Genomic DNA, 13489 nt, shown 5'->3' on the forward strand with positions numbered 1-13489 from the left:
AGGCTTCCGTTTGTTGGCTAGGAGTGAATTCGATGAATATGTTAAGCAAGGGACGCGGTTGGATGATAACGGCGCTTGGAGTCGTCGTGGTAGTCTTGTTGGCTATAATTGGATCAAAAAAACTGAAGGACAAAGAACAGGAGAGCCATTTTCTTGCTGACGTGGTAGGAGTCCATCACCTTGGTCCTGATTATAGGATTGGAAATTTTTATATAAATAAAGGTATTGGGGATAGTGTTGGGGAAGGCGGGGGAGGCGGCAGCAGAAGATGTTGTGTAAGTTTGCCAAATAAATTCAACCCAAAACTGAAAGCGGATGTGCGCTGGGAGGTTTGGCGTGCCGTCAGAGAAGTAGGTTCAATATTGCCAACGACGAACAGAGTGGAAGGTATATACCAAGCAGTCGTGCCAGTGGAACAATACACTGATGTAGGGGATTTCTATGTACACTTTTTCCCAAACGGACGTGTACGAATTGTCATAAGCAAATACTCATCCAGTGGGAATCTCCATCCTATACGCCTTGATGATTCTTTAGCTGCTCAGCAGTCGACATCAGGTCATAAAATCGCAGCAATGTTCAGCGAGGTCGAAGTGGAAGAGTTTCAGCGGCAAGCGGATGAGGATAGGAAATTATACGGAGACTGGAAATGAAAAATGTCAAAGCGACGATATTATCTATTCTTCCCGCTAAGACTTCTCCGGCGCGCCATGTCATAAAAATCGAGCCGAGGCTGGAGTGTGATATTAAAAAATGCGAAATCAGGATGAACATCGGAATGTTTTTCGATGGGACAAACAATAATATGGCAAGAGATTTGCCATCACGTGCGCATACGAATATTGCCAGATTATACAGATCGTATCGTGAAAATGAGGCTCAGGGGTATTATAGGATTTATATCCCTGGTGTGGGAACAAGATTCCCCGAGATAGGCGAGTTTGGGGAAGGCACAATGGGCGCTGCGTGTGCATTCGGATGCGAGGGAAGGGTCATATACGGTTTGCTGTCAATCTTGAATTTACTTCATTATCATTGTTTTTCAGAAAATATGTTTAGTGGTAACGCGGGTGTTGCATTATGCCGCAATGGCTCGTCTGTGAGCTTGGATGCGGACACCGAAATTCTGAACAAACTTGGCGAAGATAGGGGGTTGTTAGAGCCTGAGATAGGAGTTGGGACCAGGCGCGTTTTTCTGGAGAGGCAGTGCAAAATATTAGAGAATAAATTAAAAACAAGTAAGATTCGCGTCGTAGAATGCTTTGTCGATGTCTTTGGATTTTCCAGGGGTGCTGCTGAGGCACGAGTTTTTTGCAGTTGGTTGAATGAATTGTTTGTTGAAGGGCGTTTGGCTGGAGTGCTCATGCGATTTCGTTTTGTTGGAATAATCGATACTGTAGCATCAGCAGGTTTTTGGTCTGGCGCAGTGGCGTTTGCTACCAAATCGACTGGTGGGCACGGGGCCTGGGCTAGCGCAGAAGCATTGCGCTTGCCATCTGATGTTGAGAATTGTGTGCATATGGTAGCGATGCATGAACTCCGTCGAAATTTTCCACTCGATGTTATCGGGATCGGCGGTACCCTCCAGAAGGGGTGGCTTCAATATGCTTACCCAGGCTCACATAGCGATGTCGGTGGCGGATACCGACCAGGCGAATTAGGCATTGCGGTGGGGGACGACTCTCAAAAGCTATCGCAGATACCGCTGAGTCAGATGCTGGAATGTGCGGCTGCGGCCGGTGTTCCGCTTAGCAAGGCTAATGCCAAGGCTGATGGATACGATCCATTTGCAATTCACCCCGACCTGGCCAAAGCCTACGACGATTTTATTACGCAGGCTACATTATCTCCTCGACCAATCTACGACTGGCTCCAGCCTTACCTGAACTGGCGCTGGCAGGTTCGCGAACGGTATCACCTAAGCAATCAGGTCACGCGGGCCACCAAGGCAGACCAGGAAGTGCTCCTCAGCCACAACAAAATTTTGATCGGGGATGCTGGTGTATTGGCCGAACAGAATAAAAACAGGGGCTTCGGCCAGCTGACGCAGACAGCAATGAAATCTCTCTTCATGTCTCGTGAAAGATTCAATGCGACGAGAGTGAGATCGTTGGAGCCTGAGGCCCGGTCCATACTTGCAATCGCCCAGAAGTCAAAACCGACGCCGCCATCCTACGCCAAGTTGTTTGATAACTATGTTCATGACTCGCTCGCAGGCTTTAACTCACCGTTGTTGGAAAGTCCCGGTCACTGGCGCTACCGACGGGTGTACCTTGGCACCGACGACCACACTATTGCATCGGCTTATGATGTTGAGGCGACGATGAACGTCGCCTGACGACCGGAATACGCCATGAGGGATCAAAACGGACGCGGTATCATCCGACACGGGGACAAGACGACCCACGGCGGACAGGTCATATCGGCAGCTGGAGACTTCACTGTCCTCGGCAAGCTCGTCGCAGTCGAGGGCGACGCGACCCACTGCCCTAAATGCAAAGGCAAGTTCCCGATCCAGCCCAGCGGTAGCACCCGGAAGCATCACGGCAAGCAAGTTGCATATGATCAGGATTTGACCGCGTGCGGCGCCAGACTCATCTCTTCAATATGACTGTCAGTACAACAGCGGCAATCATGAAAGTGCTGGGCCAAATACAAAGGGCTGAAACCCTCCCGGATTCCAGCCCTTTCACTTGAAGCGGCAGCCCGCCTGAGCGGGCTTTCCCAAATTTAAGCAGCCAGCAACTGACGCAGCACGAACGGCAGAATCCCGCCATGCTTGTAGTAGTCGACTTCGATCGGCGTATCGATACGCAGCAGCACTTTGACTTCTTGCGATTCGCCGTTCTCACGGTGAATCACCAGGGTCGCCAGCTGTTGCGGCTTGATCTCGCCTTCCAGGCCCTTCAGGTCGTAGGTTTCCTTGCCGGTGATGCCCAGGGTGTCGACGCTGTCGTTTCCGATGAATTGCAGCGGCAGCACGCCCATGCCAACCAGGTTCGAACGGTGGATACGCTCGAACGAACGCACGATCACCGCCTTCACGCCCAGCAGTTGGGTGCCCTTGGCCGCCCAGTCGCGCGACGAGCCGGTGCCGTACTCTTCGCCGCCGAAGATCATGGTCGGGGTGCCCGCTTCCACGTACTTCATTGCCGCGTCATAGATCGACATCTGTTCGCCGCTCGGCTGGTGCAGGGTGATGCCGCCTTCGACCGCCGAACCGTCAGCCTTGGCCGGGATCATGCGGTTCTTGATACGCACGTTGGCGAAGGTGCCGCGCATCATGATCTCGTGGTTGCCGCGGCGCGAGCCGTAGGAGTTGAAGTCCGCTTTCAGGACGTCATGTTCCTTGAGCCACTTGCCTGCAGGACCGTCTTCCTTGATCGAACCGGCCGGCGAGATGTGGTCGGTGGTGATCGAGTCGCCGAACACGCCCAGTGCACGGGCGCCGGTGATGCCGGTGGCGGCCGCTTTCGGGGTCATCTCGAAGTCGGCGAAGAACGGTGGTTCTGCGATGTAGGTCGATTCAGGCCAGTTGTAAACTTGGCCTTCGGTCGACGACACGCGTTCCCACAGCTCGCCCGGGTTGCCTTTGACGTCGGCGTAGTTCTTCTTGAAGACGTCCGAGTTCATCGCGAAGCGCATCAGTTCGCCGATCTCTTGCGAGGTCGGCCAGATGTCGCCCAGGTAGACGTCGACGCCGTTGCTGTCCTTGCCCACTGGCTCGGTCATCAGGTCTTTCGTCATGTTACCGGCGATCGCGTAGGCGACGACCAGCGGTGGCGAGGCCAGGAAGTTCGAGCGGATGTTCGGGTGAATACGGGCTTCGAAGTTACGGTTGCCCGACAGCACAGCCGAGGCGACGATGTCGTTCTGGGTGATCGCGGCGTTCAGTTCCGGGGTCAGGTCGCCGGCGTTACCGATGCAGGTGGTGCAACCGTAGGCGGTCACGCCGAAGCCCAGCTTGTCCAGGTAAGGCAGCAGGCCGGCAGCGGTCAAGTACTCGGTGACCACGCGCGATCCAGGGGCCAGCGACGACTTGATGTGCGGCGCCACGGTCAGGCCGCGCTCGACGGCTTTCTTGGCCAGCAGGCCGGCGGCCAGCAGCACGCTCGGGTTCGAGGTGTTGGTGCACGAGGTGATGGCGGCGATCAGGATGTCGCCGTTCTTCACGCGCACGCCATCGGTGGTCTCGTAGACCTTGTGCAGGTCGTCCGGGTTCTTGTTGAAGCCGTTCTGGGTGGTCGGCTTGCTGAACAGCTCGGTGAAGGTGTTCTTGACGAAGCCCAGTTCGATACGGTCTTGCGGACGCTTCGGACCAGCCAGCGAAGGCGTGACGGTCGACAGGTCGAGCTCGACCACGCGGGTGAAGTCGATCTCGCCTTCCTGCGGGATGCCGAACATGCCCTGGGCCTTGTAGTAGCCTTCGAAGGCAGCCAGTTCTTCTTCGGTACGGCCGGTGCCGCGGAAGTAGTCGACGGTCGCTTCGTCCACCGGGAAGAAGCCCATGGTCGCGCCGTATTCGGGCGCCATATTGCCGATGGTGGCGCGGTCGGTGGTCGACAGCGAGCGGGTGCCTTCGCCGAAGAACTCGACGAACTTGCCGACGACTTTCTCTTTGCGCAGCAGTTCGGTGATGGTCAGCACCAGGTCGGTCGCGGTGCAGCCTTCGCGCAGTTTGCCCTTCAGGTTGACGCCGATGACGTCCGGGGTCAGGAAGTAAACCGGCTGGCCCAGCATGCCCGCTTCGGCTTCGATGCCGCCCACGCCCCAGCCGACGACGCCGACGCCGTTGATCATGGTGGTGTGCGAGTCGGTGCCGACCAGGGTGTCAGGGTAATACATATCGCCCTGCTTCATGACGCCGCGCGCCAGGTATTCCAGGTTGACCTGGTGGACGATGCCGAAGCCCGGGGGGACGACGCCGAAGGTGTCGAAGGCTTGCATGCCCCACTTCATGAACTGGTAGCGCTCGTTGTTGCGCGAGAATTCCAGCTTCATGTTCAGGTCGAGCGCGCCCGGCTCGCGGAAGTGGTCGATGGTGACCGAGTGGTCGACCACCAGGTCGACCGGCACCAGCGGCTCGATCTTCTTCGCGTCGAGACCCATTTTTGCGGCGACGTTGCGCATCGCGGCCAGGTCGGCCAGCAGCGGCACGCCGGTGAAGTCTTGCAGCACGACGCGGGCCACGACGAACGGGATCTCGTCGGTACGCTCTGCGGTCGCGCCCCAGTTGGCGACTTGCTTGACGTGTTCTTCGGTGACCTTCTTGCCGTCGCAGTTACGCAGCACGGACTCGAGGACGATACGGATCGACACCGGCAGGCGCGACAGGTTCACACCGAGGTTTTCCGCCAGCGCCGGCAGCGAATGGAACTGGCCGCTCTGGCCTGCGCCGATCGGGAATTCCTTCAGTGTGTTCAGAGTGTTGCGAGACATAATCTCTCCTTCAGTGGGGATATTGTTATTCCAACGGCTGCAAATAACATCAGGCGACAGGATGGCCGGATCCGGGAATCCAGCCACATCTTCAAGTCTTGCTGGCCTCCGGTTCCGCGGTCGCCACGATCGCGGACTGTTCGGCATTCTTGCATTCATTCGCCAACTGGCGGTTGAGCTTCGAGTCGAGCAGGATGCCCTTGGACGGAATGCCGATCCAGATCAGGCCATAGTGCGGATTCTCGAAGCGCAGCGCGCCGGTGGTGGTGCCGATGCGGGCCAGGCGGTGCACGCGCTGTTTCCAGCGCAGCGCGATATGGCTAGCATCGGTGTCATTGGTATAGATCGTGATCTTGTTGCCGAGTTCGCAAGCGTATTCGGTCACCTTGGTATCGGTGATGTCCGGCTCGTCGACTTCGAGTGGGTTTGCGGCCGCTGCGGCGGCTGCGGCGGCCGCGGCGGCTGCCGCAGCAGCGGCAGCTTGCGCCTTCTTCGACGGTTTTTTCTTCGCTTGCGCCTTCAGGACTGCTTCCGCTTTCGGATGCTTTTCCTTGGAAGACACGGAAGATGCTGCGGCAGTTGCCGGCGTGCACACGACGGCAGCCGCGAGCGCGACGGCGCAGGCGGCGATCAGTTTCGGGAGGAGGGTGGCCATGGTCGGAGGATTACTCGCTGTCGGGGAGGTTGACGATAGCGGCAGCGGCTTCCGGCAGCGCGAGGCCCGCCAGCTTGGCACGCTGCAACACCGACCAATAATATCGGTAGCTCGCACGGTCGTGCAAGCGGCCATGTTGCGCAATTGGTCCCCATTCCGCAGCCATCGCTTCGGTCAAGACATTCGTCGCTTCATTGACCTCGGACAGGCGCGGCGTGAATGCCTTCAGGATCGGCTTGATCTGGTCCGGATGGATGCTCCACATGCGCGTGAAACCGAATTCGGCGCCAGCGCGCTGGGCGTCGTTGGCCACCGTCGCGCTGTCCTTGATATCGGTCGTGACATTGTGCGATGCCACCTTGCCGTGGGCGTGGCAGGCCGCCACCATCTCGAGTTTCGCGCGCACCACCAGCGGGTGGGTGAACTGGCCCGGAGTGCGCATCGCGCTCGCCGGAATCGCGCCGTAGTGGCTCGAGACGAAATCCATGATGCCGAACGACAGGCACTCGACCTGGGGCAGGGCGGCGATATCGTAGGCTTCGCGCAGCGCGCCGTGGGTCTCGACCAGCACGTGGACCGGCAGATCGGACCGGCCGGCCGCTTGGGCATGCTGGTTGATCAGGTCGATCGCGCGCGCCACCTCGATGGCGCTATCGACCTTCGGCAAGACCACGTAGGCCAGGCGCTGGGCCGCGCCGCCGACGATCAGTTCGACGTCTTTCGCGAAGTGGGGGCTGGCCGGCTCGTGCAGGCGGGCGCCGATGCGGCCGAAGCGGTTGTCGTCGCTATTGAGCAGTTGCGCCACCAGGATGGCGTGCTCCAGTTCGCTGCCGGCGGTGGCGCCGTCCTCGCAGTCGAAGGTGATGTCGAACAGCGGGCCAAGCTCTTGTTGCAGGGCCATCGATTTGCGCATCAGCTTCTCGGAGCCGGCGTAGTGGTCGCAGGCGGGGAGGAGGAGCGGCTGGCGTTTGCCCTGGAATAAAACCTCGGAAGGGTGCATATCTCTCTGTGTTACAACGTAAAACGGCCGTGCCGGTTGAATGGCACGGCGCGGTTGGCGCACGGCGATTGCCGCGCGCCGATTTCTGGCTTAGCCCAGCAGGTGAGCGACGCCGGCTTTCTCTTCTTCCAGTTCTTTCAGGGTCAGGTTGATGCGCTCTTGCGAGAATGCATCGATGTCCAGGCCCTGGACGATGGTGTACTCGCCATTCTCGGTGGTAACCGGGAAGCCGAACATCGTGCCTTCCGGGATACCGTAGGAACCGTCCGATGGGATACCCATGGTGGTCCACTTGCCGTTGGTGCCCAGCACCCAGTCACGCACGTGGTCGATCGCGGCGTTGGCGGCCGACGCGGCCGACGACAGGCCGCGCGCTTCGATGATGGCGGCGCCGCGCTTGCCGACGGTCGGCAGGAAGGTGTTGGCGTTCCATTCCTGGTCGTTGATCAGGTCCTTGATCGACTCGTTGCCGGCGGTGGCGAAGCGGTAGTCGGCGTACATGGTTGGCGAGTGGTTGCCCCACACGACCATCTTTTCGATGTCCTTGACGGCCTTGCCGGTCTTGGCAGCGACTTGCGACAGCGCGCGGTTGTGGTCCAGGCGCAGCATGGCGGTGAAGTTCTTGGCTGGCAGGCTCGGGGCCGATTTCATCGCGATGTAGGCGTTGGTGTTGGCCGGGTTGCCGACCACCAGCACCTTGACGTTGCGCGAAGCGACGGCGTCCAGGGCTTTACCTTGCACGGTGAAGATCTGGGCGTTGGCTTCCAGCAGGTCCTTGCGCTCCATGCCTGGGCCGCGTGGACGGGCGCCGACCAGCAGGGCGACGTCGGCGTCCTTGAAGGCGGTCATCGGGTCCGAGTGGGCGGTCATGCCTTCGAGCAACGGGAATGCGCAGTCGTCGATTTCCATCATGACGCCCTTGAGCGCCTTCTGTGCCTTCTCGTTGTCGATTTCGAGCAGCTGCAGGATGACCGGCTGGTCCTTGCCCAGCATGTCGCCGTTGGCGATGCGGAACAGCAGGGAATAGCCGATCTGGCCGGCTGCGCCGGTAACGGCGACGCGCATTGGGGTTTTAGCCATGATGAATCTCCAAAGTGGGAATGAAAACGGTTTGCGCCGAGGTCGACGCCGAGCATACGCTTGTTTGGTTACAGGTTACTTTCACTGCGCTTGGTGAAGCTGCAATGATACCAAAAGCGCACATCAAGCCTTCAAGGTCAAATGACGGGTGTCGCGCGCGTACAATATGGGGAGAGTGGCGCCGACTCCCGGTCGGCCATGAGTGTATTCCTCTGCGCTTTGATCTGTCAATTCAATATCATATGTCTTATATAAGACACATATCTGAAGACCTCTAATACTGGACGGTCATGCACTTTTGTGGTGAAATCGCGGTCTATGAATTCCGCCCCGTCCAATCCTGCCGCCGATCCCGTCAGCAGTGGCTCGCCCTCGTTCCGGCCGCTGTACCAGCAGATCAAGGCGCTGATCACCCAGAGCCTGCAGGCCGGTGAGTGGAAACCTGGCGAACTCATGCCGAGCGAAGTCGAGCTGGCGGCGCGTTTCAAGGTCAGCCAGGGCACGGTGCGCAAGGCGATCGACGAACTGGCCGCCGAGAACCTGGTCGTGCGGCGCCAGGGCAAGGGCACCTTCGTGGCCAGCCATGCCGAAGAGCGCGCCCATTTCCGTTTCCTGCGCCTGATGCCGGACGAAGGCCTTCCCCATCACCCCGAGAACCGCTTCCTCGAAGTCAAGCGCATCCGTGCGCCGGCCGAGGTCGCGCGCCTGCTCGAGCTGAAATCGGGCGACGCCGTGGTCTACATCAAGCGCGTGCAGTCGTTCGACGGCCAGCCGACCATCCTCGAAGAGCTGTGGCTGCCGGGGCAGTTGTTCAAGGGCTTGAGCGCGGAGCGGCTGGTGGAATACAAGGGGCCGATGTACGGCCTGTTCGAGACCGAATTCGGCACCCGCATGATCCGCGCGACCGAGAAGATCCGCGCGGTCGCCGCCGATGCCGGCACGGCCGAGCACCTGAAGGTTGCGCCCGGCACGCCCTTGCTGTGTGGCGAGCGCGTCTCGTTCACCTATGGCGACAAGGCGGTCGAGCTGCGCCGCGAGCTGTATTCGACCGTGAAACACCATTATCTGAACGAGCTGTCGTAAGGAGAAACAAAGACGAAATCGCGCGAGTAAATATTCACTGATTTCTGTCTTTTCAAACAGTTCGGAAAATAGCCATAGGGGATAAAACTCCCTTCTGCGGCAATCGCACGAATGCGATTAAAATATATTGGTTTTGGGTACGCGACGGACATGACCCGGTTCGCCGCTCGCTGTCCCGCTGGCTTTGGTCCCACTTTCCCGGACCGGGCCGTGAAATCGGCAAGAATGCAGGGTTCATACAAAAATTTGTCATAAATGGGAGGTGTACCATCATGTCGGAAGCCGTGAGAGAAGCAAGCAAGAAAGGGCGGCCGGTGTATCGCAACGTCGGATTCGGCGATATCACGACGAAATATCGCATGCCGCCGTCGGCGATCGTGTCGATCCTGCACCGCGTCAGCGGCGCCGGGCTGTTCCTGCTGCTGCCGTTCCTGCTCTACCTGTTCCAGCAGAGCCTGCTGTCGGAATCGTCGTTCGGCTACTTCGCCGGCATCGTGTCGCACCCGCTGGTCAAGATCATCCTGCTGGGCCTGTCGTGGGCCTACCTGCACCACTTCACCGCCGGCATCCGCCACCTGTTCATGGACAACCACTTTGCCCTGGACAAGGATGCAGCGCAATCGACCGCACGCTGGGTGCTGATCATCAGCCTGCTGCTGACCGCAGTGGTTGGCCTGAAACTGTTCGGAGTGTTTTAAATCATGGCTACCAAGAATAATATCGGCCCACGCCGCATGGTCGTCGGCGCCCACTACGGCTTCCGCGACTGGCTGGCGCAGCGCGTCACCGCCATCGTCATGGCGATCTACACCGTCATCCTGCTGGTCTCCTTCCTGACCGGCCAGAACTTCACCTATGAAGGCTGGGCCGGCCTGTTTGCCCAACAGTGGTTCAAGTTATTTTCGCTGGTGACCTTCCTGGCCCTGTACTACCACGCCTGGGTCGGCATCCGTGACATCTGGATGGACTACGTCAAGAACGCAGGCGTGCGCCTGCTGCTCCAGCTCGCAACGATCTTCTGGCTGATCGCCTGCGCCGCCTGGACCGTGCAAATTCTGTGGAGTGTGTAATCGTGGCAGCAATCAAAACAGCAGTTCCAACCCGTCGTTTTGACGCGGTCATCGTCGGCGCCGGCGGTTCCGGCATGCGCGCATCGCTGCAACTGGCCGAAGCCGGCCTGAACGTCGCAGTGCTGTCGAAAGTCTTCCCGACCCGTTCGCACACCGTCGCGGCGCAGGGCGGCATCGGCGCCTCGCTGGGCAATATGAGCGAGGACGACTGGTACTGGCACATGTTCGACACCGTGAAAGGTGGCGACTACCTGGGCGACCAGGATGCGATCGAATTCATGTGCCGCGAAGCACCGAAGGTCGTGTACGAGCTCGAGCACTTCGGCATGCCGTTCGACCGCAACCCCGATGGCACCATCTACCAGCGCCCGTTCGGCGGCCACACCGCCAACTTCGGCGAGAAGCCGGTCCAGCGCGCCTGCGCGGCAGCCGACCGTACCGGCCACGCGCTGCTGCACACGCTGTACCAGCGTAATGTGCGTGCGCGCACCCACTTCTTCGTCGAGTGGATGGCCCTGGACCTGATCCGCGACGCCGACGGCGACGTGGTCGGCGTGATGGCCCTCGAAATGGAAACCGGCGACGTGATGATCCTGGAAGCGAAGACCACCATCTTCGCCACCGGCGGCGCAGGCCGCATCTTCGCCGCGTCGACCAACGCCTTCATCAACACCGGCGACGGCATGGGCATGGCGGCGCGCGCCGGCCTGCCGCTGCAAGACATGGAGTTCTGGCAGTTCCACCCGACCGGCGTGGCGGGCGCGGGCGTCCTGATCACCGAGGGTGTGCGCGGCGAGGGCGGTATCCTGATCAACTCGAACGGCGAACGCTTCATGGAGCGCTATGCGCCGACCCTGAAGGACCTGGCGCCGCGCGACTTCGTGTCGCGTTCGATGGACCAGGAGATCAAGGAAGGCCGCGGCTGCGGTCCGAACAAGGACCACGTGCTGCTGGACCTGCGCCACATCGGCAAGGACACCATCGAGAAGCGCCTGCCGTCGATCCTGGAAATCGGCCACAAGTTCGCCAACGTCGATGCGACCAAGGAACCGATTCCTGTCGTGCCGACCATCCACTACCAGATGGGCGGTATCCCGACCAATATCCACGGTCAAGTGGTGGCGCCGGATGGTACCGGCGGCCAGAAGATCGTCAACGGCCTGTACGCGATCGGCGAATGCGCCTGCGTCTCGGTCCACGGCGCGAACCGCCTGGGCACCAACTCGCTGCTCGACCTGGTGGTGTTCGGCCGCGCGGCCGGCAACCACGTGGTGGCCTCGAACCTGAAGCAGAAGTCGAACAAGAAGATGCCGGCCGACGCCGCGGACTTCGCGCTCGATCGCCTGAACAAGCTCGAGACGGCAGTGGGTGGCGAGAAGGTGCAGCACGTCGCCAACGACATCCGCGCCACGATGCAGAAATACTGCGGCGTGTTCCGTACACAGGAACTGCTGGATGCGGGCGTCACCGAGATCATGAAGCTCGACGAGCGTCGCAAGCACGTGTCGTTCCAGGACAAGTCGAAGGTGTTCAACACCGCCCGCGTGGAAGCGCTGGAACTCGACAACCTGATCGAGACCGCCAAGGCGACCATCGTGTCGGCGGCGGCGCGTCCGGAATCGCGCGGCGCCCACGCCCACAGCGACTACCCGAACCGCGACGACGCGAACTGGATGAAGCACACCCTGTGGTTCTCGGACAGCAACCGTCTCGAGTACAAGCCCGTGGTGCAGAAACCGCTGACCGTCGAGACCTTCAAGCCGAAGGCCCGTACTTTCTAATATTGACGTGAGCCGGGGCAGGCGCCCCGGCCTAGAACAGGCAATCAAATGGCACGCACCGTCCAACTGAAAATCTACCGCTACGATCCGGACAAGGATTCGAAGCCCTATATGCAAGACGTGACCGTCGAGCTGAAAGACACCGACAAGATGCTGCTCGACGCCCTGCAGCGCATCAAGTCGGACGTCGACGACTCGCTGGCGCTGCGCCGCTCGTGCCGCGAAGGCGTGTGCGGCTCGGACGCGATGAACATCAACGGCAAGAACGGCCTGGCCTGCACCACCAACCTGAACGAGCTGACCCAGCCGATCGTGCTGCGTCCGCTGCCGGGCCTGCCGGTGGTGCGCGACCTGATCGTCGACATGACCAACTTCTTCAAGCAGTACCACTCGATCAAGCCGTACCTGATCAACGACTCGATCAAGCCCGAGAAAGAGCGCCTGCAGTCGCCCGAAGAGCGCGAAGAGCTCGACGGCCTGTACGAGTGCATCCTGTGCGCCTGCTGCTCGACCTCGTGCCCGTCGTTCTGGTGGAACCCGGACAAGTTCGTCGGCCCGGCCGGCCTGCTGCAGGCCTACCGCTTCATCGCCGACTCGCGCGACGAAGCGACCAACGACCGCCTGGACAACCTGGAAGACCCGTACCGCCTGTTCCGCTGCCATTCGATCATGAACTGCACGGACGTGTGTCCGAAGGGCCTGAATCCGAACAAGGCGATCGGCAAGATCAAGGAATTGCTGGTTCGTCGCGCCATTTAATTGGCGCCATGCATGCGGCGGCCGGCATGGCGCCGCATGTGGTGTGCAGACGTGCGTTCAACGGCGAGGTTTTCAGCGCCGGTTGAACGCGTCGGCGGGGGACCCGCCAACCCTACGTAGGGTTGGCGGCTATGCCGCCGACGCGTTCAACGAACGTGTGCATACCCGTTTGGGCGTCGAAAAACGCCGAAGCAATACAGTAAAAGTACCGTACTGCCGAATCGCGGCAGCCGGAGTAAGATGTCGAACCAACAACGGACTCTAGTGTGACTACTAGCTCGAACGCGCATCAATCCGATCCGGCCAACCGTGCCCGCCTGCGCTGGCGTGCACGCCGGGGCCTGCTCGAGAACGATCTGATTCTCACGCGCTTCCTGGATGCGCACGAAGAAGAACTGACCGACGAAGAGGTCGATGCGCTGACCCGTCTGCTCGATCTGGCGGACAACCCGTTGATGGACCTGCTGCTGGGACGCTCCGAGCCTTCCGGCGACGTCGACCTGCCGCATGTGCGTGCCTTGCTGGCGCGGTTGCGGCAAGCGTAAGCGAAATTGGGCATCCGATCGGTCTCGCGGGCCGGTCGCGGCGCCCCCCGGTTTCGTTTTATTTTGTAGAACCCACT

At 60.0% G+C, this 13489-nt stretch carries 13 protein-coding genes; 9 read left to right on the plus strand and 4 right to left on the minus strand.

All coding sequences use genetic code 11. The features are described 5' to 3' along the window. Window positions 1–32 precede the first annotated feature (32 nt). Genes Q9246_RS07445 through Q9246_RS07455 form a run of 3 tightly spaced genes read left to right on the plus strand, consistent with a single transcriptional unit; the run spans window position 33 to window position 2611 of the window. Window positions 33–653, plus strand: coding sequence for a DUF3304 domain-containing protein (locus Q9246_RS07445; protein ID WP_306396621.1), 621 nt, complete (start codon window positions 33–35; stop codon window positions 651–653). Continuing rightward, window positions 650–2338 (plus strand): phospholipase effector Tle1 domain-containing protein, encoded by a 1689-nt coding sequence (locus Q9246_RS07450; RefSeq protein WP_306396622.1) that lies wholly within the window; start codon window positions 650–652, stop codon window positions 2336–2338. Before Q9246_RS07445 ends, Q9246_RS07450 begins: the two co-directional genes overlap by 4 nt. A 15-nt stretch (window positions 2339–2353) precedes the next feature. Continuing rightward, window positions 2354–2611, plus strand: a complete 258-nt coding sequence (locus tag Q9246_RS07455; protein ID WP_306396623.1) for a PAAR domain-containing protein — start codon at window positions 2354–2356, stop codon at window positions 2609–2611. A gap of 119 nt (window positions 2612–2730) precedes the next feature. On the opposite strand, the gene acnA is transcribed toward Q9246_RS07455, so the two are convergent. The 4 genes from acnA to Q9246_RS07475 all read right to left on the minus strand — a co-directional run bounded on the left by acnA (window position 2731) and on the right by Q9246_RS07475 (window position 8174). Next, the gene (gene acnA, locus Q9246_RS07460; protein ID WP_306396625.1) at window positions 2731–5439 is read right to left on the minus strand and encodes an aconitate hydratase AcnA; all 2709 of its coding nucleotides are present in this window, start codon (window positions 5437–5439) and stop codon (window positions 2731–2733) included. A gap of 91 nt (window positions 5440–5530) precedes the next feature. Continuing rightward, window positions 5531–6094, minus strand: a complete 564-nt coding sequence (locus tag Q9246_RS07465) for a hypothetical protein (RefSeq protein ID WP_306396626.1) — start codon at window positions 6092–6094, stop codon at window positions 5531–5533. 10 nt (window positions 6095–6104) lie between these two features. Then, window positions 6105–7094: an HpcH/HpaI aldolase/citrate lyase family protein gene (locus Q9246_RS07470; RefSeq protein ID WP_306396628.1), complete on the minus strand. Its 990-nt coding sequence runs from the start codon at window positions 7092–7094 to the stop codon at window positions 6105–6107. A 90-nt stretch (window positions 7095–7184) separates the two neighbouring features. Continuing rightward, complete coding sequence (locus Q9246_RS07475) at window positions 7185–8174, minus strand: malate dehydrogenase (protein ID WP_306396630.1); 990 nt, start codon at window positions 8172–8174, stop codon at window positions 7185–7187. A gap of 318 nt (window positions 8175–8492) precedes the next feature. Here Q9246_RS07475 and Q9246_RS07480 point away from each other — a divergent pair, with 318 nt between their 5' ends. From Q9246_RS07480 to Q9246_RS07505, 6 genes are all read left to right on the plus strand, one after another. After that, complete coding sequence (locus Q9246_RS07480; protein WP_306396631.1) at window positions 8493–9257, plus strand: GntR family transcriptional regulator; 765 nt, start codon at window positions 8493–8495, stop codon at window positions 9255–9257. 272 nt (window positions 9258–9529) lie between these two features. After that, a complete protein-coding gene (sdhC, locus tag Q9246_RS07485) occupies window positions 9530–9955 on the plus strand; it encodes a succinate dehydrogenase, cytochrome b556 subunit (RefSeq protein ID WP_306396633.1) in 426 nt (141 codons plus the stop codon). Window positions 9956–9958: 3 nt separating this feature from the next. Continuing rightward, window positions 9959–10327: a succinate dehydrogenase, hydrophobic membrane anchor protein gene (sdhD, locus tag Q9246_RS07490; RefSeq protein WP_306396635.1), complete on the plus strand. Its 369-nt coding sequence runs from the start codon at window positions 9959–9961 to the stop codon at window positions 10325–10327. 2 nt (window positions 10328–10329) lie between these two features. Further along, window positions 10330–12108, plus strand: a complete 1779-nt coding sequence (gene sdhA, locus Q9246_RS07495; RefSeq protein ID WP_306396637.1) for a succinate dehydrogenase flavoprotein subunit — start codon at window positions 10330–10332, stop codon at window positions 12106–12108. A gap of 48 nt (window positions 12109–12156) precedes the next feature. Continuing rightward, window positions 12157–12867 (plus strand): succinate dehydrogenase iron-sulfur subunit, encoded by a 711-nt coding sequence (locus Q9246_RS07500; protein WP_306396639.1) that lies wholly within the window; start codon window positions 12157–12159, stop codon window positions 12865–12867. Between the two features lie 266 nt (window positions 12868–13133). After that, on the plus strand, window positions 13134–13412 hold the full coding sequence (locus Q9246_RS07505; RefSeq protein WP_306396641.1) for an FAD assembly factor SdhE: 279 nt from the start codon (window positions 13134–13136) through the stop codon (window positions 13410–13412). Window positions 13413–13489 lie beyond the last annotated feature (77 nt).

The organism is Telluria beijingensis, assembly GCF_030770395.1.
GTDB classification, from domain to species: domain Bacteria; phylum Pseudomonadota; class Gammaproteobacteria; order Burkholderiales; family Burkholderiaceae_D; genus Telluria; species Telluria beijingensis.